Consider the following 23,159-nt stretch of genomic DNA (forward strand, 5'->3'; position numbering starts at 1 on the left):
CCCCGGTGGGGGCACCCGCAGCCGCCCCGCTCCGTCAGAGGTACTGACCGGTGTTGGCCACCGTGTCGATGGAGCGTCCGGTGTCCGCGCCCTGCTTCCCGGTGACGAGCGTGCGGATGAATACGATCCGCTCGCCCTTCTTTCCGGAGATGCGGGCCCAGTCGTCCGGGTTCGTGGTGTTGGGCAGGTCCTCGTTCTCCTTGAACTCGTCCACGCACGCCTGGAGGAGGTGGGAGACCCGAAGGCCCTTCTGGTTGTGCTCGAGGAAGGCCTTGATGGCCATCTTCTTCGCACGGTCCACGATGTTCTGGATCATCGCGCCCGAGTTGAAGTCCTTGAAGTAGAGGACTTCCTTGTCGCCGTTGGCGTACGTGACCTCGAGGAAGCGGTTCTCCTCGGACTCGGCGTACATCTGCTCGACGACGGTCTGGATCATGCTGTGGACGGTGCCGGCCGGGGAGCCCTGGTGTTCGGACAGGTCGTCCGTGTGCAGGGGCAGGGTGGCCTTGAGGTACTTGGCGAAGATGTCCTTGGCCGCCTCGGCGTCCGGACGCTCGATCTTGATCTTCACATCGAGACGGCCGGGGCGCAGGATGGCCGGGTCGATCATGTCCTCGCGGTTGGAGGCGCCGATGACGATGACGTTCTCCAGGCCTTCCACGCCGTCGATCTCGGCGAGCAGCTGGGGGACGATGGTGTTCTCCACGTCCGAGCTGACACCGGATCCGCGGGTGCGGAAGAGGGATTCCATCTCGTCGAAGAAGACGATGACGGGGGTGCCCTCGCTCGCCTTCTCCCTGGCACGCTGGAAGACGAGGCGGATGTGCCGCTCGGTCTCGCCGACGTACTTGTTGAGGAGCTCGGGGCCCTTGATGTTGAGGAAGTAGGACTTCCCCGCGGGCTGGCCGGTCACCTCGGCGACCTTCTTGGCCAGGGAATTGGCGACCGCCTTGGCGATCAGCGTCTTTCCGCAGCCGGGCGGGCCGTAGAGCAGGATGCCCTTGGGCGGGCGCAGTTCGTGTTCCTTGAAGAGGTCGGGGTGGAGGTACGGGAGCTCGACCGCGTCGCGGATCAGTTCGATCTGGTCGCCCAGGCCGCCGATCTTCTCGTAGTCGATGTCCGGGACCTCTTCGAGGACGAGCTCCTCGACCTCGCTCTTCGGCACCACTTCGTAGACGTAGCCGGACCTGGGTTCGAGCAGGAGGGCGTCGCCGGGGCGGATGGTGATGTCCAGGAGCGGCTCGGCGAGCCTCACCACCCTTTCCTCGTCGGTGTGCCCGACCACCAGGGCGCGCTCGCCGTCCTCGAGGATCTCCTTGAGGGTGACGATGTCCCCGGCCCGTTCGAACTCCATGGCCTCGACCACGTTGAGGGCTTCGTTGAGCATGACCTCCTGGCCACGCCTGAGGTCCTCGGGGTCGACGCTGGGGCTGACGTTCACGCGGAGCTTGCGGCCCCCCGTGAAGATGTCGACCGTGCCGTCTTCGTTCGCTTGCAGGAAGACTCCGAAGCCGGCCGGCGGCTGTGCGAGCCGGTCGACTTCCTCCTTGAGGGCCACGATCTGGTCGCGTGCCTCGCGGAGCGTATTGGCGAGTCGCTCGTTCTGTGCGGATACACCGGCCAGATTTGTCTGCAGCTCGACGATCCGCTCTTCGAGAATCCTCGTGTGTCGCGGAGAGTCGGCGAGCTTGCGTCGCAGGACGGCGATTTCCTGCTCGAGATAGGCAACCTGACCGGCGGGGTCATCGGACCCTCGCCCCGGCCGGATGCCGCGGGTGATGTCATCGTCGTGGGCTGCCACGGTCCTCACCTCCTCCAAGGGGAGCTGGACGCTTCCTGACCCTACCTGGGCTGGTGGTGATTGAAACCCCTAGATCACAAAGACGGTAGGGGTGTGTCCGATCTTCACCCTTGCGTACTCCCTCACGCCAGGGAAATACCCACCCTTCAACATCGGAAAGCAGCCGGTTGTAAGGTCGAACTGTTCAACACCCGTCAGGGCTCGCGCGACTTGCCGCGACGTGTGAACGGAGTGGATCACCGAGGACAGGGAACGGCAGGAGATATGACCGTGCAGCAGGAGGCCCACACGGGTGGTGCCGGCGAGGGCGGGGAGCTCTTGGAGGTCTGGATCGACCAGGACCTCTGCACCGGGGACGGGATCTGCGTCCAGTACGCGCCGGAGGTCTTCGAGCTGGACATCGATGGTCTGGCGTACGTGAAGAGCGGCGAGGACGAACTGCTCCAGGAGGCGGGGGCGACGACTCCGGTTCCGCTGCCGTTGTTGCAGGACGTCGTCGATTCGGCCAAGGAATGCCCGGGCGACTGCATCCACGTGCGACGGGTTTCGGACAGGGTCGAGGTCTACGGTCCGGACGCGGATTAACGCCGTACCGGAATCAAACCCGTTTCGCGGCCGAGTCCGTAAGCTCCTGGCTGAATTTTCCGCCGGTCCAGCGCCACTTGGCCTGTTGCTTCAGATCGGGTGCGTAGCGCGGTATTTCCGGTGACGAGTACCCGAGCAGGGTGGCCGTCACGGTGTGGTCACGCACGGCGAGGTCGGTGACGGTCTTGCGTGCGCCGGCCTCGAGGAGTGTGGCGACGACCCGGGGGGTCGTGGCCGCCGTGCTGTCCGCGGGGGCTGTCGTGAGGACGTAGACGGCGTGGGGCGGGGTGCCCGAGCCGGCGTCGCAGCGGACGGCGGCGACGGTTTCCGGTCGGCCGTCCCCGTCGAGGTCGCCCTGTGCGCTGGCGACGACGCGCTGCGGTACGCCGTGGCAGTCGAGCGGGTAGGTCGCCGCGGCCGGGTCGGGGGCGGCGACCGTGGCGGGCCGGGCTTCGGGGCCGGCCACGGCTCGGGGCGCGGAGGCCTCGGCGGGGTCGGGCTGGAGGAAGGCCGCGGCCGCCACGACGGCGCCCAGGGCCACCGCGGTGGCCGTCCAGTGCACCGGTCGGGTGCGTGTGTGGGCCTGGTCCGGAGCGGCGGGGGTGTGCGGCACGCGGTGCGTCTCCTGTGGGGCGGCGCTGACGGGGAGCCAGCATCGTGCCACACCTCACACGGGCGCGGTACGGGCGGGTCCGCTCTCGTGGCCGGTGGGACGGGTGGGGCCCGTGGCTGTCTGTGGGTACAACGAAGAGGCGCCGGTGTGCAGTTCCCGCGGAGAGCGGGGAACTGCACACCGGCGCCGTTGCGTTGTGCGGGGCGGCGGTCAGCCGCGCTCGGTGTCGGCGGTGCGCTCGGCGGATCGGCTGCCGGGACCGTCGTAGTCCTCGCCGTAGGCGCCCTTGGAGGGGCGGCGGCGGCGCAGCGGGGCTTCGACGCCGTCCGCGAGGCGGCGGGCGGTGACGAGGAAGCCGGTGTGGCCGATCATCCGGTGGTCCGGGCGGACGGCGAGGCCTTCGACGTGCCAGTTGCGGATCATCGATTCCCACGGCTGCGGTTCGGCGTAGCAGCCGAACTCGCGGATGGACTCGACGGTGCGCGAGAGCTGGGTGGTGGTGGCCACGTAGCAGCAGAGGATGCCACCGGGGACGAGGGCCTTGGAGACGGCCTCCAGGCACTCCCAGGGGGCGAGCATGTCGAGGATCACGCGGTCGACGTCCGTGTCGGACAGGTTGTCCTGGAGGTCGCCGACGGTGAGCTGCCATGCGGGGTGGGGGCCGCCGAAGTAGCGCTCGACGTTCGCGGTGGCGATCTCGGCGAAGTCCGGGCGTCGTTCGTAGCTGTGGAGCATGCCGTGGTCGCCGATGGCGCGGAGCAGGAAGCTGCTCAGCGATCCGGAGCCCACTCCCGCTTCGACGACGCGGGCGCCGGGGAAGATGTCGGCGAAGGCCAGGATCTGGCCCGCGTCCTTGGGGTAGACCACGGCGGCGCCGCGGGGCATGGACAGGACGTAGTCGGGGAGCAGGGGGCGCAGCGCGAGGTACGCGACGTTCCCCGTGGTGCGGACAACACTGCCCTCGGGAGCACCGATCAGCTCGTCGTGCGGGAAGGAACCCTTGTGGGTGTGGAAATTCTTCCCGGCTTCGAGCGTGAACGTGTAGTGGCGGCCCTTGGGGTCGGTGAGCTGAACCTGGTCCCCGACCTTGAAGGGCCCGCGTCGGCGGGCGGCACCGGTCGGTTCGGACATGTGACCAGTGTATTGGGTCTAGGACTGGGGCCGTGCCATGGCCTTCACGAAGGCCTTTTCGACGTCGAGGGTGGACAGGACGCCGTAGATCTCGCCGCCGGGTTCGAGGACGAGGTATTCGCTGGCGGGGTGGGCGCGCAGGCGGTCGAGGAGGTCTTCGCCGGAGAGTTCCGCGGAGACCTTCATGCCGTCGGTGAGGTCCTGGGCGAGGCCGCTGACGGCGACCCAGGGGCGTCGGTGTTCGGGGACGGAGGCGATGGCGGTCTCGCGGACGAGGGCGGTGGGGTCGCCGTGGCCGTCGACGACGACGAGGGCGCGGGCTCCGGCGTCGTTGGCGCGGCGCAGGGCTTCGGAGAGGGGGGTGGCGGATTCGACGGGGATGGCGCGTCGGGTGAGGGTGCGGGCGCGCAGCTGCGGGAGGTGTTGGCGCAGGCGGGCCATGCGCAGGCTGTTTCCGGCTCCGGTCCACATGATGCCGGCGAGGATCGCGGCGAGGAGGGCGTTCATGACGGTGTCCATGCCGCCGAGGTCCCGGGTGGGGGTGCCGTCGATGACTCCGGTGCCGGTGAGGAGGGGGAGGCCGAAGAGGACGGCGACGGCGATGGCGCGGCCGACCCAGGCGGCGGCGACGGTGCCGGTCATGGGGTTCTTGGTGAGGGCCCAGATGACGGCGCGGAGCATGCGGCCGCCGTCGAGGGGGAGGCCGGGCAGGAGGTTGAAGGCGGCGACGAGGAGGTTGGAGATCATCAGTCCGGCGAGCAGGACGCCGGGGACGGTGGAGGGCTCGACGGCCTTCATGCCGAGGTAGAAGGCGCCGGCGAGGAGGAGGGAGAGGAGGGGGCCGACGAAGGCGAGGACGAACTCGCGGCCGGGGCTCTCGGATTCCTTCTCGATCTCGGAGACGCCGCCGAAGAACTGGAGCTGGATGCGGCGGACGGGGAGTTTGAAGCGGAGGGCGGCGACGGTGTGGGCGAGTTCGTGGACGAGGACGGAGGCGTAGAAGGCGATCGCGAAGAAGAGCGCGACGAGGTAGCGGGTGGGGCCGAGGTCGGGGAGGACGCGTTCGAGCTGGTTGCCGAAGATCCAGGTGATGAGGGCGGCGACGAGGAACCAGCTGGGCGAGACGTAGACGGGTACGCCGAAGGGTCGGCCCATGAGGATTCCGCCGCCCGGTCCGGGACGGCGACTGGTGCGCTCGCCGGTTTCGTCGCTGTCTGCCACGGGTGTCCTTCGGTCGATCGGCGGCGTCCGTGCGGTCCTGCCGGGGTCGGTGGGGCCGCGCGGTCGCGCGGTGTGATGCTCCGATCATGCAGTGCGAGGGGGGTCGGCGTCGATGGTATGCCCGTGCTGTCGGTGGCGGGTCGTAGGGTCTTGGTATGACGACGAGCCCCGGTACCGGTCCGGCCGAAGCAGCCCGGCCCACTTCGCTGTCCCCTTCGCGGGCGAGCGATTTCATGCGGTGCCCGCTGCTGTACCGGTTCCGGGTGATCGACAAGCTGCCGGAGAAGCCGAGTGCGGCGGCGACCCGGGGGACGCTGGTGCACGCGGTGCTGGAGCGGCTCTTCGACCACCCGGCGCAGGAGCGGACGGCGCCGCGGGCCAAGGCCTTGATCCCGGGGCAGTGGGACCGGTTGGTGGAGGCGAAGCCGGAGCTGACGGAGCTGTTCCCGGGGGACGACGGGGGCGTCGGTCTGGCGGGGTGGCTGGAGGAGGCCGAGTCGTTGGTGGACCGGTGGTTCACCTTGGAGGATCCGACGCGGCTGGAGCCGGTGGAGCGGGAGTTCTTCGTCGAGACGGAGTTGGATTCGGGGCTGCGGCTGCGGGGGATCATCGACCGGGTGGACGTCGCGCCGACGGGCGAGGTGCGGATCGTCGACTACAAGACGGGCAAGGCGCCGCGGCCGGAGTACGCGGAGGGCGCGCTGTTCCAGATGAAGTTCTACGCGCTGGTGGTGTGGCGGCTCAAGCGGGTGGTGCCGCGGCGGCTCCAGTTGGTGTACCTGGGCAGCGGGGACGTGATCACGTACGACCCGGTGGTCGAGGACCTGGAGCGGATGGAGCGCAAGCTGCTGGCGCTGTGGGAGGCGATCAAGGAGGCGACGGAGTCGGGTGACTGGCGGCCGCGGCCGACGAAGTTGTGCGGTTGGTGCGACCACCAGGCGGTGTGTCCGGAGTTCGGTGGTACTCCCCCGGTGTATCCGCTGGTGATCTCTCCCGGTCACCGCGTGGAGGTGGCCCCGGCGTCGCCGGTGGTGGAGCGGTCGGAGGAATCGTGACGCGTGGGTCAGGGCAGAATGGGCGGGGTCCTGCCGTGCTGTCCGACTGTTGATGCGATTACGAGGGAGACCCTGTGGCGATCCGCGTCCTGCTGGTCGACGACCAGCCACTGCTGCGCACCGGTTTCCGGATGATCTTGGAGGCCGAGGGTGATCTCGCGGTCGTGGGCGAGGCCGGGGACGGCCTGCAGGCGATCGACCAGGTGCGGGCGCTGCAGCCCGACGTGGTGCTGATGGACATCCGGATGCCGCGGATGGACGGGGTGGAGGCGACCCGGCAGATCACGGGTCCGGGGCGGGACGGTCCGGCGAAGGTGCTGGTGCTGACCACCTTCGACCTGGACGAGTACGTGGTGGAGGCGCTGCGCGCGGGGGCGAGCGGCTTCTTGTTGAAGGACGCGCCGGCGGTGGAGCTGGTGCAGGCGATCCGGGTGGTGGCGGCGGGCGAGGCGATGCTCGCGCCGAGCATCACGCGCCGGTTGCTGGACAAGTACGCGGGGCACCTGCCGTCGGGGGACTCCCCCGTGCCGAACACGCTGGGCACGCTCACGGAGCGCGAGGTCGAGGTGTTGAAGCTGGTGTCGCGCGGCCTGTCGAACGCGGAGATCGCGGCGGACCTGTTCGTGAGCGAGACCACGGTCAAGACGCACGTGGGTCACGTGCTGACGAAGCTGGGTCTGCGCGACCGGGTCCAGGCCGCCGTGTACGCGTACGAGAGCGGCCTGGTCCGCCCGGGAGCGCAGTGACTCCCTGAGGGCGGGGGCGGTCGGGCGGCGGGGGCGGTCAGCCCTTGCTGATCTCCCAGAAGCGGAAGACCGTGGAGGCGTCGAGGGACCACTGGAGTCCGGCGATGTCGGGGCGGGCGACCGCGTACTGCTTGCTCTGCCACAGGGGGAGGATCGGGACCTCTTCGGCCACGATGTCCTGGAGGCGCGTGAAGTCGGTGGTGGTGGCGGTGCGGTCGGCCTTCGCGGAGGTCGCCGGGATGATGGTCCCGGTGATCTCCTTGTTGTCGTAGTTGTTCACGAGGACGTTGTCCGGGCCGAAGAAGGGCTGCGTGAAGTTGTCGGCGTCGGGGTAGTCCGGGACCCAGCCCTTGACGTAGACGCCGTACTTGCCCGCCTGGATGTCCTTCTCGTACTGCGCGAACTCGACGGACTTGACCTCGGCGTCGAACAGGCCGCTCGCGTTGAGCTGCTTGGCGATCGCCTGGAACTCCTGGTCGGTGGAGGGCCCGTAGCGCGACGGGGTGGACCAGAGCGTGAGCTTGATCTTGTCCTTGTAGCCGGCGGCCTTGAGGACGGCCCGGGCCTTGTCGGGCTGGGGGTTGCCGCCGTAGCGGTCGAAGAAGGCCGTGCTGTGGGAGCCGATCCCGGCGGGGACGATGGAGTAGAGCGGGGTCGCGGTGCCGTCGTAGACGTCCTTGACGAGGGCGTCGCGGTCGACGAGGTAGGCGATGGCCTTGCGGACGGGGAGCTTGCCGACGACCGGGTCGTTCATGTTGAAGACGAGGTGTTCGACCTCGGCTCCGGCGCCCTGGACGACGAGGACCTTCTGGTCTCCGGTCTTGGCGGCCATGCCCGCGATGTCCTTGGCGGCGAGGCCGCGGAAGGCGAAGTCGACGTCGCCCGCTTCGAGGGCGGCCTTGAGGGCGCCCTCGTCCTCGTGGAAGAACTTCATGGTGACGCCGGTGTTCTTCGCCTTGGCCTGGCCCGTGTAGGAGCCGTTGACGGAGAAGGCGGCGCTCTTGTTGGAGAAGGAGTCCAGCTTGTAGACGCCGGAGCCGACGGCCTTGCCGTCGGTGCGGAGCTTGTCGGCCGGGTACTCGCGGTGGTCGACGATGGACCCCGCGCCGGACGCGATCTTGCTGGGGAAGGTCGCGTCGGACGACTTGAGGTGGAAGACGACGGTCTTGTCGTCCGGGGTGTCGATGCGGGCGACCGAGCCGAACATGACGGCGGGGCCGTTCGGGTCGTTGATCTTCAGCGTGCGCTGGAAGGAGTACTTGACGTCCTCGGCGGTGAGGCTGTTGCCGTTGCTGAACTTCAGGCCCGCGCGCAGGGTGCACTTGTAGAGCTTGCTGTCGCTGCCCTCGAAGGCGCAGGACTGGGCGGCGTCCGGTTCGGGGGTGGTGCCGCCCTTGGGGAAGGCCAGCAGCGACTGGAAGACGTTGTTGAAGAGGAGCCAGGAGCCGGGGTCGTAGCCCGCCGCCGGGTCCGTCGAGCGCACATCGGCCGATATGCCCATGACCACGCCCTTGCCGTCGCCGGCGGCGGCGCCGTTCTGTGCTCCGCAACCGCTGAGCAGGGCGGCGGCGGTGACCGCCCCTACCGGGGCGACCAGCCACTGGTTACGTCTCATCTCACGAACGTCCTTCACAGTCGAGCGCTTTCGTTGGAGCCGGCCCGCGGGTCCTGCCGCGGGCCGGTCGCTGTGGTGCTCAGCCGCTGACACCTCGGCCGAGTTCCCACAGCTGCAGGTCCGAGATGGAGTTGACGGACCACTCCACACCGGTGATGCCGTCGCGCGCGGCGACGTACTGCTTGCCCTGCCACAGGGGCAGGACGGGGACGTCGTCGGCGACGATGTCCTGCATCTCCGCGATCGCGGGGGCGGCGACGCTGCGGTCGACGGCGCGGCGCGATTCGGGGATGAGCTTGGAGCGCACCGCGTTGTTCGCGTACGGGGTGCCCAGGAAGTTGTCCTGCTCCAGGAACGGGGCGAGGAAGTTGTCGGCGTCGGAGTAGTCGGGGAACCAGCCGAGGCCGTAGGCGGCGAAGTTGCCCTTCTTCTGCGCGGGGCGGAAGTCGGCCCAGTCGGTGCCCTGGACGGTGACGTCGAAGAGCTGGGTGGAGTTCAGCTGGGTCTTGAGGGCGGCGAACTCTCCGGCGGTGCCGTCGCCGTAGTGGTCGTTGGTGTAGTTCAGCGTCAGCTTGACGGGGGTCTTGATCCCGGCGTCCTTCAGCAGTGCGGCGGCCTTGGCGGTGTTCGCCTCGCCGTACTTGTTGAAGAAGGAGTTGACGTGTCCGTTGACCGTGGTGGGGACCAGCGAGTAGAGCGGCGTCGCGGACTTCCCGTACACCTTGGAGATGATCGCGTTGCGGTCGACCGCGGCGGCGAGTGCCTGGCGGACGGCCTTGTCCTTGACGACCGGGGCCTCGGTGTTGAAGCCGATGTAGCGGATTTCCAGGCCGGGCATCGGGACGAGCTTGACGCCCTTGGGCGGCTTGGCGGCGAAGTCCTGGATCTGGGCGGGCGACAGGGTGCGCGAGACCATCTGGATCGAGCCGTCGGTGAGGGCCTTGCCCATGGCGGCGGACTCGGTGAAGGTGCGCAGTTCGACCTTGTCGTTCTGCAGCTTGATGTCGCCCTTGTAGTTCGGGTTCTTGCTGAAGACGGCCCGGACCAGGTGGTTGTCCTTGACTTCGGCCTTCATCGTGTACGGGCCGGAGCCGTCGACGGCGAAGCCGTCGCGGAGCTTCTTGCCGTCGTACATCTTCTGGTTGACGATGCCGGTGGCGGGCGTCGACAGCTTGTACGGGAAGGTGGCGTCCGGGGTCTTCAGGTGGAAGACGACGGTGTCCGCGCCCTTGGTCTCGACGGTGTCGAGGGTGGAGAGCAGGGAGACCGGGCCGTTCTCGTCCTTGATGGCGAGGACGCGCTCGATGGAGAACTTGACGTCCTTCGCGGTGAGCGGGTCGCCGTTGGCGAACTTCATCCCGGGGCGCAGGGTGCAGCGGTAGCTCTCGTTGCCGGCGTCGGTGAAGCGGCAGTCGGAGGCCGCTTCGGGGACGGGCTGGCCGCCGCCGCGCGGGGTGTGCATCAGGGTCTGGACGGTCTGGCGCAGTACGTTCCAGGTCCCGGCGTCGTAGGCGTACGCCGGGTCGAACGGGGCGGGGACCGTGTCTGCGGCCTCGAACCGGTCGGTGGTGCCGACGACGATCGCTCCTGTGCCCGCTCCGGTTCCGCTGGTGCTGCCGCAGGCGGTCAGCGCGGGGGTGAGCAGGCCGGCCGCGGCCGTCAGCACCATGGTCTTGCGGTTCATCCTCGAAAAACTCCCTCAACCCGGCACTTGTTCACAGCGGTGAAAAGGGCACTGCGCGGCGTCGCCCGTTCAGGGCGGAACGATCGGGCCGGTGGTGTGACGATCGGTCCGCGCGACCCCGGCACAAGGGTGTGTGCGCGGGGCGGCTGCGGTGCGGCGGCAGGTCCCGCGACGACATTAGTGGGCCCGGAAGGGGTGGCTTGAACGGGTCGCGGCGGGGGTGTATTCGCACCGTGATGGGAGGAGTACGCCTGCTCACACCGAAGTCCGCGCGGATTCGGTCAGGAGCTGATCAATCGGGACACAAAGGAAGCCGATGGGTGCTCTGGGCATGGCCGGGGGCAGCCGCTCCGGTGACAAAGGTCACCCGGGCAACTGCCCCGGCAAGGATGGAATTTCGGCCTCCGGGGCTCCGTACCGGACGGTCTGCGGTGGGACCTCGGTCCCACCATCATTCTGTTCGGAACCCTGAGTGCGCGATCAGTTCATCGGAGTGATGAGGGACCGCAGGAAGGGGAGGTCCACGTCCTCCAGCGAGCGGACGACGGTACGGCCCGGGGCGGGCGGGATCAGGCCCACGGACGGTACGGCGACCACCCGGCAGCCGGCGGCCTCGGCGGAGGCGACCCCGGTCGCGGTGTCCTCGACCACGGCGCAGCGCGAGGGGTGCGCGCCGAGGGCGCGGGCGGCGATCAGGTACGGGTCGGGGTGGGGCTTGGTGCGCGGTACCTCGTCGCCGGCGATGCTGATCGCGAAGCGCTCGGGGCCCAGCGAGCGCAGGACGCGGTCGATGACCCGGCGGTGCGAGGCGGAGACGAGGGCGGTGGGGACGTTGTGCCGGGCCAGCTCGGACAGCAGCCGCTCGGCGCCCGGCATCAGGGGCACCGCGTCGGCGATGCGGGCCTCGAAGCGTTCGTTGAGGAGGACGGAGAGCTCGGCGACGCCGATGGCCGCGCCGGTGGATTCGATCAGGAAGGCGGCGCTGCGGCTCATGGGTCCGCCGACGACGACGTCACGCCAGGATTCGTCAAGTCGGTGGCCGAGTTCGCCGAAGATGTCGACCTCGACGTCCCACCAGAACCCCTCGGTGTCGACGAGGGTGCCGTCCATGTCGAGCAGCACCGCCTGCAGGGCGTGTCCGTCGGCCGTACGGGTTACGGGCGCGGGAACGGTGCTGGTCATCCGGCACACCTCTCTGTAGGGACGAGAAGGCCGGTCACCTCTTCCCCGCGGGCATGCCCGGGGGGAACAGGCGACCGGCCTGTATGGGACCGACAAGTGTACGTCGGTCCGCGTCAGCGTGCGTTGAAGTACTTGGCTTCGGGGTGGTGGATGACGATGGCGTCGGTGGACTGTTCGGGGTGGAGCTGGAACTCCTCGGAGAGGTGGACGCCGATCCGTTCGGGCTGGAGGAGGTCGGCGATCTTGGCGCGGTCCTCCAGGTCGGGGCAGGCGCCGTAGCCGAGGGAGAAGCGGGCTCCGCGGTACTTGAGGTCGAACATGTCCTCGACCCGGTCCGGGTCCTCCCCGGCGTAGCCGAGTTCGGAGCGGACCCGGGCGTGCCAGTACTCGGCCATGGCCTCGGCGAGCTGGACGGACAGGCCGTGGAGTTCGAGGTAGTCGCGGTAGGCGTCGGCGGCGAACATCTTGGCGGTGGCCTCGCCGATCTTGGAGCCGACGGTGACGACCTGGAGGCCGATGACGTCGGTCTCCCCGGATTCCTCGGGGCGGAAGAAGTCGGCGAGGCACAGGCGGCGCCCGCGGCGCTGGCGGGGGAAGGTGAAGCGGGTCCGCTCGTTGCCCGCCTCGTCCAGGATGATCAGGTCGTCGCCCTTGGACACGCAGGGGAAGTAGCCGTAGACCACGGCCGCTTCCAGCAGGTTCTCGGTGTGGAGCTTGTCCAGGAGTCCGCGCAGCCGGGGGCGGCCCTCGCTCTCGACCAGTTCCTCGTAGGTCGCTCCGCCGGCGCGGGCCTGCTTGAGCCCCCACTGGCCCTTGAACAGCGCGCCCTCGTCCAACCAGGACGCGTAGTCCTTGAGCGGGATCCCCTTGACCACCCGGGTCCCCCAGAACGGAGGCGTCGGCACCGGGTTGGTGATGGAGACGTCGGAGCGGGCCGGACCGGCGTCCGCCTCCTCCTCCACGACGACCGGGGTGTCGCGCTTGGCGACGCGGCGCTGCTTCAGCTCGGGCAGGGTGGCGCCCGGGACGCCGCGCTTCACGGCGATCAGGGCGTCCATGAGGCGCAGGCCTTCGAAGGCGTCGCGGGCGTAGCGGACTTCGCCTTCGTAGATTTCGTGGAGGTCCTGTTCGACGTAGGCGCGGGTGAGGGCGGCGCCGCCGAGGATGACGGGGTAGTCGGCGGCGAGCTTGCGCTGGTTCAGTTCCTGGAGGTTCTCCTTCATGATCACCGTGGACTTGACCAGGAGGCCCGACATCCCGATCACGTCCGCCCGGTGCTCCACGGCGGCTTCCAGGATCGCCGACACCGGCTGCTTGATCCCGATGTTGACCACGTTGTAGCCGTTGTTGGAGAGGATGATGTCGACGAGGTTCTTCCCGATGTCATGGACATCACCGCGGACCGTGGCCAGCACGATCGTGCCCTTGCCCTCCGCGTCCGTCTTCTCCATGTGCGGCTCCAGATAGGCCACCGCCGTCTTCATCACCTCCGCCGACTGCAACACGAACGGCAGCTGCATCTGACCCGACCCGAACAACTCACCAACGACCTTCATCCCCTCCAACAGGGTGTCGTTGACGATCTCCAACGCCGGACGGGCCACCAACGCCTCGTCCAGGTCCGCCTCCAGACCGTTCTTCTCCCCGTCGATGATCCGCCGCTGCAACCGCTCGTCCAACGGCAACGCGAGAAGCTCCTCCGCGCGCCCCGCCTTCAACGACTTCGTGTTCACACCCTCGAACAGGGCCATCAACTTCTGCAGCGGGTCATACCCCTCCGCACGCCGGTCGTAGATCAGGTCCAGCGCCGTGGTGACCTGCTCCTCGTCGAACCGCGCGATCGGCAGGATCTTGCTCGCGTGCACGATCGCCGAATCCAACCCCGCCTTCACGCACTCGTCCAGGAACACCGAGTTCAACAGGACGCGCGCGGCCGGATTGAGACCGAAGGAGATGTTCGACAGCCCCAACGTGGTCTGCACATCCGGATGGCGACGCTTGAGCTCACGGATCGCCTCGATCGTCGCGATACCGTCCCCGCGCGACTCCTCCTGACCCGTGCAGATCGTGAACGTCAGCGTGTCGATCAGGATGTCCGACTCGAGAATCCCCCAGTTCTCCGTCAGGTCGACGATCAACCGCTGCGCGATCGCCACCTTGTCCTCGACCGTCCGCGCCTGACCCTTCTCATCGATCGTCAACGCGATCAACGCGGCACCGTGCTCCTGCGCCAACCGCGTCACCTGCGCGAACCGCGACTCGGGCCCGTCACCATCCTCGTAGTTCACCGAGTTGATCACCGCGCGCCCACCCAGACGCTCCAGCCCCGCCTTGATCACCGCGACCTCGGTCGAGTCCAACACGATCGGCAGCGTCGACGCCGTCGCGAACCGGCCCGCGAGCTCGTCCATGTCCGCGACACCGTCACGACCCACGTAGTCCACGCACAGGTCCAACATGTGCGCGCCCTCGCGGATCTGGTCCCGGACCATCTCCACGCAGTCGTCCCAACGCGCCTCCAGCATCGCGTCCCGGAACTTCTTCGACCCGTTCGCGTTCGTCCGCTCACCGATCGCCATGAACGCCAGGTCCTGCCGGAACGGAACCGTCTGGTACAGCGAGGAGGCGCCCGGCTCGGGGCGGGGCTCACGGGCCACCGGGGCCAGCCCGCGGACCCGCTCCACGACCTGGCGCAGGTGCTCGGGCGTGGTGCCGCAGCAGCCGCCGACCAGGGAGAGCCCGTACTCGCGGACGAAGGTCTCCTGGGCGTCGGCCAGCTCGCTCGCGGAGAGCGGGTAGTGGGCGCCGTCCTTGGTCAGGACGGGCAGACCGGCGTTGGGCATGCAGGAGATGGGGATGCGCGCGTTGCGGGCGAGGTAGCGCAGGTGCTCGCTCATCTCCGCCGGGCCCGTCGCGCAGTTCAACCCGATCATGTCGATGCCCAGCGGCTCCAACGAGGTCAGCGCCGCGCCGATCTCCGAGCCCAGCAGCATCGTCCCGGTCGTCTCCACCGTCACCGAACAGATCAGCGGGACCGAGACGCCCAGCGCCTCCATCGCCCGCCGCGCACCGATGATCGAGGACTTCGTCTGGAGCAGGTCCTGCGTCGTCTCCACCAGCAGCGCGTCCGCGCCACCGCTCAGCAGACCCTCCGCGTTGATCTGGTAGGCGTCCCGGATCGCGTCGTAGCGGATGTGGTTCAGGGTCGGGAGCTTGGTGCCGGGGCCCATGGAGCCCAGGACCCAGCGCTGCTGGCCGGTCGAGGCGGTGAACTCGTCCGCCACCTCGCGCGCGATCCGCGCACCCGCCTGGGACAGCTCGAAGTTGCGCTCCGGGATGTCGTACTCCACCAGGGCGGAGAGGTTCGTGCCGAAGGTGTTGGTCTCGACGCAGTCGACGCCGACGGAGAAGTAGGCCTCGTGGACCGTGCGCACGATGTCGGGGCGCGTCACGTTCAGGACCTCGTTGCAGCCTTCGAGCTGCTGGAAGTCCTCCATCGTCGGGTCCTGGGCCTGGAGCATCGTCCCCATGGCTCCGTCGGCGACCACCACGCGGGTGGCCAGGGCCTGCCGGAGGGCGTCGGCACGGGTCTGTGTGTCGGCGGCGGGCGGGTTCGGCAACGAGGCCATGGTTGAGCTCCCTGGGATGCGACGGCTGTCGGCTTTGCACCCCCTCTGTGTCAAGGGTGCACGCGGTCAGGGTAACCGCGCGGAAGCGGCCCCGGTGAGGGTGTCCCACGTGGCGGACTGCATTCTGTGCGCGGGGGTCCACCGGGTCTGGCCGGTTCGCCGTGGCTCGAACATTTTCCCCACCATGCGCGGAGTCGGCATCGACCGATACTGTTCAGCATTGTCGAACCACGTCAGCAGGAGGCAGCCCGATGGCACGGAACATCCAGTCGCTCGAGCGAGCCGCTGCGATGCTGCGACTCCTGGCGGGGGGCGAGCGCCGCTACGGCCTGTCGGACGTGGCCTCCTCGCTGGGGCTGGCCAAGGGCACCGCCCACGGCATCCTGCGCACCCTCCAGGCCGAGGGCTTCGTGGAGCAGGACCCGGTGTCGGGCCGCTACCAGCTGGGGGCGGAGCTGCTGCGCCTGGGCAACAGCTATCTGGACGTGCACGAGCTGCGCGCCCGCGCGCTGGTCTGGACGGACGATCTGGCCCGGGCGAGCGGCGAGAGCGTGTACGTGGGGGTGCTCCACAAGAGCGGGGTGCTGATCATGCACCACGTCTTCCGCCCCGACGACAGCCGCCAGGTGCTGGAGGTGGGGGCCATGCAGCCGCTGCACTCCACGGCCCTGGGCAAGGTGCTGTCGGCGTACGACCCGGTGGCGCACAGCCAGGCCGCGGAGGCCGAGCGGGAGGCTTTCACGCCCCGTACGGTCACGGATCCGACCGGCTTCGAAGAGGTGCTGGACCTGACCCGGGCGCGCGGCTGGGGCTCCGACGTCGAGGAGACCTGGGACGGCTTGGCCTCGGTGGCCGCGCCGATCCACGACCGGCGCCGGATGCCCGTGGGCGCGGTGGCGGTCTCGGGGGCCGTGGAGCGGGTCTGCGGCGAGTCCGGGGAGCCGCGTCCGGCGCTGGTGGCGGCGGTGCGCGACTGCGCGCGTGCGGTTTCGCGCGATCTCGGCGCGGGCCGGTTCTGACCTTTCCTTCTGTGCCGGGGGCCCCTCCCCGGCCGTTCCATGCCCATTTCGGCCCGTTCCTGACCATGGGATGGCTGGATTTGGGCGATCGTACCTACTGGTAACGATCCTGCACTTTGGCCTGGCCAACCCTTGACGCGTTCTCCACCTGGGCGGAAAACTGCCGTTCACCGGTCGGCATTGTCGAACACTTAACGGCAATACGCGTTAGGGTGTGGCAAGGCCAAGGAACCGGTGCAGCACTCACCGAGTGCGTGGGACCACCGGAGGGACCCGGTGTTCCGCCCCCATGGACGTTTTTGACAAAGGAGTCGCGGGTGTCCAGCTCCGACATCTTCATCGGCGAGACCATCGGTACCGCCCTGCTCACCCTGCTCGGCGGAGGCGTCTGCGCCGCCGTGACGCTGAAGAGCTCCAAGGCCCGCAACGCGGGCTGGCTGGCGATCACGTTCGGCTGGGGCTTCGCCGTCCTGATCGCCGCCTACGTGTCCGCCCCGCTCTCGGGTGCCCACCTGAACCCGGCGGTCACCGTCGGCCTCGCCATCAAGAGCGGTGACTGGAACGACGTACCGGTGTACTTCGCCGGCCAGCTGCTCGGCGCCATGCTCGGCGCGGTGCTGATGTGGGCGACGTACTACGGCCAGTTCCGCGTCCACCTCTCCGACCCGGAGCACATCCGCGACGCCAAGCTGGGCCCCGAGGACCCGCACCCGCACGACCAGGCCGGTCCGGTGCTCGGTGTCTTCTCCACGGGCCCCGAGATCCGTAATGTCGTCCAGAACCTCACCACCGAGATCATCGGCACGGCCGTCCTGGTCCTGGCCATCCTGACCCAGGGCCTCCAGGACGACGGCAAGGGCCTCGGCGTCATCGGCGTCCTGATCACCTCCTTCGTGGTCGTCGGCATCGGCCTCTCGCTGGGCGGGCCGACCGGTTACGCGATCAACCCGGTGCGCGACCTCGGTCCGCGCATCGTGCACGCCCTGCTCCCGCTGCCCAACAAGGGCGGCTCGGACTGGGGGTACTCCTGGATCCCGGTGGTGGGCCCGCTCGCCGGAGCCGCCCTCGCCGGCGGTCTGTACAACCTCGCGTTCGCCTGATCAGTACCGGCACGTTGCGCACGATCCGCACCGCCCCCTGATTCCGCCTACTCACAGACCTGCCAGGAGCAGCCACCATGACCAGCAGCACCGGCCCCTTCATCGCCGCGATCGACCAGGGCACCACCTCTTCCCGCTGCATCGTCTTCGACCGCGACGGGCGCATCGTCGCCGTCGACCAGAAGGAGCACGAGCAGATCTTCCCGAAGCCGGGCTGGGTCGAGCACGACGCCACCGAGATCTGGACCAACGTCCAGGAGGTCGTCGCGGGGGCCATCGCCAAGGCCGAGATCACCTCGGCCGACGTCAAGGCCGTCGGCATCACCAACCAGCGCGAGACCACCGTGCTGTGGGACCGCCACACCGGCAGGCCCGTGCACAACGCGCTGGTCTGGCAGGACACCCGCACCGACGCCCTGTGCAAGGAGCTCGGCCGCAACGTCGGCCAGGACCGCTTCCGCCGCGAGACGGGCCTGCCGCTCGCCTCGTACTTCGCCGGCCCCAAGGTCCGCTGGCTGCTCGACAACGTCGAGGGCCTGCGCGAGCGCGCCGAGGCCGGGGACATCCTCTTCGGCACGATGGACTCCTGGGTCATCTGGAACCTCACCGGCGGCGCCGAGGGCGGCGTGCACGTCACCGACGTCACCAACGCCTCGCGCACCATGCTGATGAACCTGCACACCCTGGCGTGGGACGAGCGCATCGCGGAGTCGATGGAGGTCCCCCTCAACGTCCTCCCCGAGATCAAGTCCTCCGCCGAGGTCTACGGCCACGTCAAGGACGGCGTCCTCGCCGGTGTCCCGGTCGCCTCGGCGCTCGGTGACCAGCAGGCCGCCCTCTTCGGCCAGACCTGTTTCGCCGAGGGCGAGGCGAAGTCGACGTACGGCACCGGCACCTTCATGCTGATGAACACCGGCGACAAGATCATCAACTCCTACAGCGGCCTGCTGACCACGGTCGGCTACCAGATCGGCGACCAGAAGCCGGTCTACGCGCTGGAGGGCTCCATCGCCGTCACCGGCTCGCTCGTCCAGTGGATGCGCGACCAGATGGGCATGATCAAGACCGCGGCCGAGATCGAGACGCTCGCGTCCTCGGTCGAGGACAACGGCGGCGCCTACTTCGTCCCCGCCTTCTCCGGCCTGTTCGCCCCGTACTGGCGCTCCGACGCCCGCGGTGTGATCGCCGGCCTCACCCGGTACGTCACCAAGGCGCACATCGCCCGTGCCGTCCTGGAGGCCACCGCCTGGCAGACCCGCGAGATCACCGACGCCATGACCAAGGACTCCGGCGTCGAGCTGGCGGCCCTCAAGGTCGACGGCGGCATGACCTCCAACAACCTGCTGATGCAGACCCTCTCCGACTTCGTGGACGCCCCCGTGGTGCGCCCGATGGTCGCCGAGACCACCTGCCTCGGCGCCGCCTACGCCGCCGGCCTGGCCGTCGGTTTCTGGCCCGACACCGACGCCCTGCGCGCCAACTGGCGCCGCGCGGCGGAGTGGACCCCGCGCATGCCCGCCGAACAGCGGGACCGCGAGTACAAGAACTGGCTCAAGGCCGTCGAGCGGTCCATGGGCTGGATCGACGACGAAGACGCCAGCTGACCGCACCAGCTGTCGCATCGACGAGGAGCTAAGAGAGATATGAGCACCCTGCAGAGCGTTCCCTCGCTGGGAACGCACCCGACCGCCGGTTCCCACGCGAGCCGAGCCGAGACCCGCGAGCAGCTGGCCAAGGCCACGTACGACCTGCTCGTCATCGGCGGCGGAATCCTGGGCACCTCGGTGGCCTGGCACGCCGCGCAGTCGGGTCTGCGGGTCGCCATGGTGGACGCCGGCGACTTCGCCGGCGCCACCTCCTCGGCCTCCTCCAAGCTCGTCCACGGCGGCCTGCGCTACCTGCAGACCGGCGCGGTCAAGCTGGTCGCGGAGAACCACCACGAGCGCCGGGTACTGGCCAAGGACGTGGCCCCGCACCTGGTCAACCCGCTGACCTTCTACCTCCCCGTGTACAAGGGCGGCCCGGTCGGCGCCGCGAAGCTGGGCGCGGGCGTCTTCGCGTACTCGGCCCTCTCGGCCTTCGGCGACGGCATGGGCAAGGTCATATCGCCGGCCCGTGCCGCCGCCGACAACCCGGGTCTGAAGACCGACAACCTGAAGGCCGTCGCGGTCTACTACGACCACCAGATGAACGACTCCCGCGTCGCCGTCATGACGGTCCGCGCGGCCGTCGAGTCCGGCGCGGTCGTCCTCAACCACGCCGAGGTCACCGGCCTGCGCATGACGCAGGGCCGGGTCTCCGGCGCCGAGCTCAAGGACCGTCTCGACGGCACCGAGTTCGGGGTCGACGCGCGCGTCGTGCTCAACGCCACCGGCCCGTGGGTGGACCACCTGCGGCGCATGGAAGACAAGCACTCGATGCCGTCGATCCGCCTCTCCAAGGGCGCGCACATCGTGATGAAGCGCAAGTCGCCGTGGAAGGCCGCCATGGCCACCCCGATCGACAAGTACCGCATCACCTTCGCCCTCCCCTGGGAGGACCAGCTGCTGCTCGGTACGACCGACGAGGTCTACGAGGGCGACCCGGCGGACGTGCGCGCCACCGAGTCCGACATCGAGCAGATCCTCGACGAGGCGGCCTTCTCCGTGAAGGACGCCGACCTCGACCGCTCCCTGATGACGTACGCCTTCGCGGGCCTGCGGGTGCTGCCCGGCGGCCCCGGCGGGGTCGAGAAGGCCAAGCGCGAGACGGTGGTCTCCGAGGGCCGCGCGGGCATGCTGTCGGTGGCCGGCGGCAAGTGGACGACCTACCGGCACATCGGCCGCGTGGTCATGGACAAGCTGGCGAAGCTCCCCGGTAGCCCGCTGACGGACGACATGGAGCCGGTGAAGTCCCTGGTGCGCCGGGTGCCGCTGCCCGGTGTCGCCAACCCCAACGCGGTCGCGCACCGGCTGCTGATCGACCGGGACCCGGGCTCGCGGATGGACCCGCTGACCGCGCGCCACCTGGCGTCCCACTACGGCTCGCTGGCCTTCGACATCGCGCGCCTGGCCAACGAGGATCCGGCGCTCGCCGAGCGGATCCACCCGGACGGCCCGGAGATCTGGGCGCAGGTCGCCTACGCCCGTGACCACGAGTGGGCGGAGACGGTCGACGACGTCCTGCGCCGCCGTACGACGGTCACCGTGCGCGGTCTCGACAACGCCGAGGTACGCGGTCGCGTCGAGGAGATGCTGAGCCGCAAGGCATAGCTTCCGCGCAGGTGGGGAAGAGGGGTGGTCCCGGGGACCACCCCTTTTCCGATGGCTGTGGCAGGCACACCGCCAAGGCTTAGGCTGGCCCCCGTACGCAAGGAACTTCGGAAGGAGACCTGGGTGATCGAGCTTGAGGGCGTGCCCGAGCTGATCGACCCGGTCATGGTGGCCGCGTTCGAGGGCTGGAACGACGCGGGTGACGCCGCCTCCGGTGCGGTGACGCACCTGGACCGGGAGTGGAAGGGCGAGGTGTTCGCGGCGCTGGACGCCGAGGACTACTACGACTTCCAGGTCAACCGTCCGACGGTGTGGCTGGACAACGGGGTGCGCAAGGTCACCTGGCCGACCACCCGGTTGTCCGTGGTCCGGGTGGGCGGCGCCAAGCCGCGGGACCTGGTCCTGGTCCGGGGCATCGAACCGTCCATGCGGTGGCGGTCGTTCTGCAACGAGATCCTCGGCTTCGCCCATGAACTGGGCGTGGAGATGGTGGTCATCCTGGGCGCGCTGCTCGGGGACACCCCGCACACCCGGCCGGTGCCGGTGAGCGGGGTGACGTCCGATCCGGACCTGGCCCGGACGATGGACCTGGAGGAGACCCGGTACGAGGGCCCCACGGGCATCGTCGGGATCCTCCAGGAGGCCTGCACGCACGCGGGTGTTCCGGCCGTCTCGCTGTGGGCGGCGGTGCCGCACTACGTGTCGCAGCCGCCGAACCCGAAGGCGACGCTGGCCCTCCTGAACCGCCTGGAGGACCTGCTGGACATCCGCATCCCGCTGGGCGAACTCCCGGAGGACGCGCGGGCGTGGCAGGTGGGCGTGGACCAACTGGCCGCCGAGGACAGCGAGGTGGCGGAATACGTCCAGACGCTGGAGGAGGCGCGGGACACGGCGGACCTCCCGGAGGCCTCCGGGGAGGCCATCGCCCGGGAGTTCGAGCGGTACCTGCGGCGACGGGACGGTGGGCCGGGGCCCGCCGTGGCGGGCGACCCCGGGGACGGTTCGTACCTGCGCGACCCGTCGAGCGGTCGACCGAAAGGCCCGCGCCGCAAACCGGACGCCTCCGGCGAGGACCCGGTCGACCCCCCGCCCCCGGACGACACCCCACCGGACACCCCGACCCCGTAGCCCTCAATCGCCGGGCGGGCTGGTCTTGCCCTCGACCGCCGGGCGGGCCGGGGATCCGGACGCACCGCGGCCCCCACCCGGGAGGGTGGGGGCCGCGGTCATGTCCGGTCGGGGCCGACCAGGGTCAGAGGGCCACGCCCAGCAGGGCGTCCACCGTGCGCGAGACCAGGCCGGGCGCGGCCTCGTCGGAGCCGCCGGAGGCGATCTGGGCGTCCGCCCAGCGGTCCACGGCCGCAAGCGCCGCCGGCGCGTCCAGGTCGTTCGCAAGGGCCTCGCGGACCTCCTCCACCAGCGCGTCGGCCGGGAGACCGTCCGGCCGGGACACCGCCGCACGCCACCGCTCCAGCCGCGCCACCGCATCGGCGAGGACGCCGTCCGTCCACTCCCAGTCGGACCGGTAGTGGTGCGAGAGCAGGGCCAGGCGGATCGCCGCCGGGTCCACCCCGGAGCGCCGCAGCGCCGAGACGAAGACCAGGTTGCCCTTGGACTTCGACATCTTCTCGCCGTTCAGCCCGACCATGCCCGCGTGCACGTACGCCTTGGCCATCGGGAACTCGCCCGTCAGGGCCTGCGCGTGCGAGGCGCCCATCTCGTGGTGCGGGAAGGCGAGGTCGGACCCGCCGCCCTGGATGTCGAAGCCCATGCCCAGGTGGTCCAGGGCGATGGCGACGCACTCGATGTGCCAGCCGGGCCGGCCGCGGCCCAGCGAGCCGCCGTCCCAGCTCGGCTCGCCCGGGCGGGCGGCCATCCACAGCATCGGGTCGAGCGGGTTCTTCTTGCCGGGGCGCTCGGGGTCGCCACCGCGCTCGGCGGAGAGCAGCCGCATCGCCTCGACGTCGAGGTGCGAGACCCCGCCGAAGTGCGGGTCGGACTCGATCGAGAAGTAGGTGTCGCCGTCGAGCTCGTAGGCGGCGCCCGCGTCCCGCAGCCGCTCCACGAGCGGCACGATGCCGGGTATGGCCTCGACGGCGCCGATGTAGTGCTGCGGCGGGAGCATCCGCAGGGCGGTCATGTCCTCGCGGAACAGGGCGGTCTCGCGCTCGGCGAGCTCGGTCCAGTCGTGGCCGTCGCGCAGGGCCCGCTCCAGGAGCGGATCGTCCACGTCGGTCACGTTCTGGACGTAGTGCACCTGCCGCTTGGTGTCGAGCCACACGCGCTGCACGAGGTCGAACGCGTTGTAGGTCGCCGCGTGACCCATGTGGGTCGCGTCGTACGGGGTGATTCCGCAGACGTAGATACGGGCGACGGGACCGGGGGAAAGGGTGACCTTCCCCTGAGTCGAAGTGTCGTGGATCTGGAGGTCGCGGCCCTTGCCAGGAAGGGCGGGGACCTCAGAAGCGGGCCAGGCATGCATGCATCGAGCCTAACCGGACGGGTGTTCCTCAAACGAACCGGACCT

Annotated in this window: 17 protein-coding genes; 8 read left to right on the forward strand and 9 right to left on the reverse strand. The window is 69.5% G+C overall.

Annotation, left to right across the window (positions count from 1 at the left end; all coding sequences use genetic code 11):
- Positions 1 to 34: 34 nt before the first annotated feature.
- Positions 35 to 1,801, reverse strand: a complete 1,767-nt coding sequence (arc, locus tag ACFWAR_RS33855; protein WP_354383624.1) for a proteasome ATPase — start codon at positions 1,799 to 1,801, stop codon at positions 35 to 37.
- A 264-nt stretch (positions 1,802 to 2,065) separates the two neighbouring features.
- Between arc and ACFWAR_RS33860 the strand changes: the two genes are divergently transcribed.
- On the forward strand, positions 2,066 to 2,386 hold the full coding sequence (locus tag ACFWAR_RS33860; protein WP_385785718.1) for a ferredoxin: 321 nt from the start codon (positions 2,066 to 2,068) through the stop codon (positions 2,384 to 2,386).
- Positions 2,387 to 2,399: 13 nt separating this feature from the next.
- On the opposite strand, the gene ACFWAR_RS33865 is transcribed toward ACFWAR_RS33860, so the two are convergent.
- The 3 genes from ACFWAR_RS33865 to ACFWAR_RS33875 all read right to left on the reverse strand — a co-directional run bounded on the left by ACFWAR_RS33865 (position 2,400) and on the right by ACFWAR_RS33875 (position 5,351).
- Positions 2,400 to 2,999 carry a hypothetical protein gene (locus ACFWAR_RS33865; protein WP_385785720.1) on the reverse strand — a complete coding sequence of 200 codons (600 nt, stop codon included), beginning with the start codon at positions 2,997 to 2,999 and terminating at the stop codon, positions 2,400 to 2,402.
- Between the two features lie 210 nt (positions 3,000 to 3,209).
- Positions 3,210 to 4,130, reverse strand: a complete 921-nt coding sequence (locus tag ACFWAR_RS33870; RefSeq protein WP_385785722.1) for a tRNA (adenine-N1)-methyltransferase — start codon at positions 4,128 to 4,130, stop codon at positions 3,210 to 3,212.
- 18 nt (positions 4,131 to 4,148) lie between these two features.
- Positions 4,149 to 5,351 carry a site-2 protease family protein gene (locus ACFWAR_RS33875; RefSeq protein WP_385785725.1) on the reverse strand — a complete coding sequence of 401 codons (1,203 nt, stop codon included), beginning with the start codon at positions 5,349 to 5,351 and terminating at the stop codon, positions 4,149 to 4,151.
- Positions 5,352 to 5,506: 155 nt separating this feature from the next.
- Between ACFWAR_RS33875 and ACFWAR_RS33880 the strand changes: the two genes are divergently transcribed.
- Positions 5,507 to 6,406 (forward strand): RecB family exonuclease, encoded by a 900-nt coding sequence (locus ACFWAR_RS33880; RefSeq protein WP_385785727.1) that lies wholly within the window; start codon positions 5,507 to 5,509, stop codon positions 6,404 to 6,406.
- A gap of 74 nt (positions 6,407 to 6,480) precedes the next feature.
- On the forward strand, positions 6,481 to 7,152 hold the full coding sequence (locus ACFWAR_RS33885; RefSeq protein ID WP_385785730.1) for a response regulator: 672 nt from the start codon (positions 6,481 to 6,483) through the stop codon (positions 7,150 to 7,152).
- A 37-nt stretch (positions 7,153 to 7,189) separates the two neighbouring features.
- Here ACFWAR_RS33885 and ACFWAR_RS33890 read toward each other — a convergent pair whose 3' ends face one another.
- From ACFWAR_RS33890 to metH, 4 genes are all read right to left on the reverse strand, one after another.
- A complete protein-coding gene (locus tag ACFWAR_RS33890) occupies positions 7,190 to 8,767 on the reverse strand; it encodes an ABC transporter substrate-binding protein (RefSeq protein WP_385785732.1) in 1,578 nt (525 codons plus the stop codon).
- Positions 8,768 to 8,846: 79 nt separating this feature from the next.
- Complete coding sequence (locus tag ACFWAR_RS33895; protein WP_385785734.1) at positions 8,847 to 10,451, reverse strand: ABC transporter substrate-binding protein; 1,605 nt, start codon at positions 10,449 to 10,451, stop codon at positions 8,847 to 8,849.
- Positions 10,452 to 10,931: 480 nt separating this feature from the next.
- Positions 10,932 to 11,633, reverse strand: coding sequence for an HAD family hydrolase (locus ACFWAR_RS33900; RefSeq protein WP_385785736.1), 702 nt, complete (start codon positions 11,631 to 11,633; stop codon positions 10,932 to 10,934).
- A gap of 113 nt (positions 11,634 to 11,746) precedes the next feature.
- A complete protein-coding gene (gene metH / locus ACFWAR_RS33905; protein ID WP_385785739.1) occupies positions 11,747 to 15,262 on the reverse strand; it encodes a methionine synthase in 3,516 nt (1,171 codons plus the stop codon).
- 251 nt (positions 15,263 to 15,513) lie between these two features.
- Between metH and ACFWAR_RS33910 the strand changes: the two genes are divergently transcribed.
- The 5 genes from ACFWAR_RS33910 (at position 15,514) to ACFWAR_RS33930 (ending at position 21,760) form a co-directional block, all read left to right on the forward strand.
- Positions 15,514 to 16,281, forward strand: a complete 768-nt coding sequence (locus ACFWAR_RS33910) for an IclR family transcriptional regulator (protein WP_385785742.1) — start codon at positions 15,514 to 15,516, stop codon at positions 16,279 to 16,281.
- Positions 16,282 to 16,598: 317 nt separating this feature from the next.
- On the forward strand, positions 16,599 to 17,381 hold the full coding sequence (locus ACFWAR_RS33915) for an MIP/aquaporin family protein (RefSeq protein WP_385785745.1): 783 nt from the start codon (positions 16,599 to 16,601) through the stop codon (positions 17,379 to 17,381).
- 77 nt (positions 17,382 to 17,458) lie between these two features.
- Positions 17,459 to 18,985 carry a glycerol kinase GlpK gene (gene glpK, locus ACFWAR_RS33920; RefSeq protein WP_385785749.1) on the forward strand — a complete coding sequence of 509 codons (1,527 nt, stop codon included), beginning with the start codon at positions 17,459 to 17,461 and terminating at the stop codon, positions 18,983 to 18,985.
- 39 nt (positions 18,986 to 19,024) lie between these two features.
- Positions 19,025 to 20,632 carry an FAD-dependent oxidoreductase gene (locus ACFWAR_RS33925; RefSeq protein WP_385785752.1) on the forward strand — a complete coding sequence of 536 codons (1,608 nt, stop codon included), beginning with the start codon at positions 19,025 to 19,027 and terminating at the stop codon, positions 20,630 to 20,632.
- Between the two features lie 123 nt (positions 20,633 to 20,755).
- Positions 20,756 to 21,760 (forward strand): PAC2 family protein, encoded by a 1,005-nt coding sequence (locus ACFWAR_RS33930; protein WP_385785754.1) that lies wholly within the window; start codon positions 20,756 to 20,758, stop codon positions 21,758 to 21,760.
- A gap of 124 nt (positions 21,761 to 21,884) precedes the next feature.
- Here ACFWAR_RS33930 and mshC read toward each other — a convergent pair whose 3' ends face one another.
- Entirely contained in the window at positions 21,885 to 23,114 is a 1,230-nt protein-coding gene (gene mshC, locus ACFWAR_RS33935; RefSeq protein WP_385785756.1) for a cysteine--1-D-myo-inosityl 2-amino-2-deoxy-alpha-D-glucopyranoside ligase, read from the reverse strand.
- Between the last annotated feature and the right edge of the window lie 45 nt (positions 23,115 to 23,159).

It is taken from the genome of Streptomyces sp. NPDC059917 (genome assembly GCF_042730635.1).
In the GTDB taxonomy this organism is placed as follows: domain Bacteria; phylum Actinomycetota; class Actinomycetes; order Streptomycetales; family Streptomycetaceae; genus Streptomyces.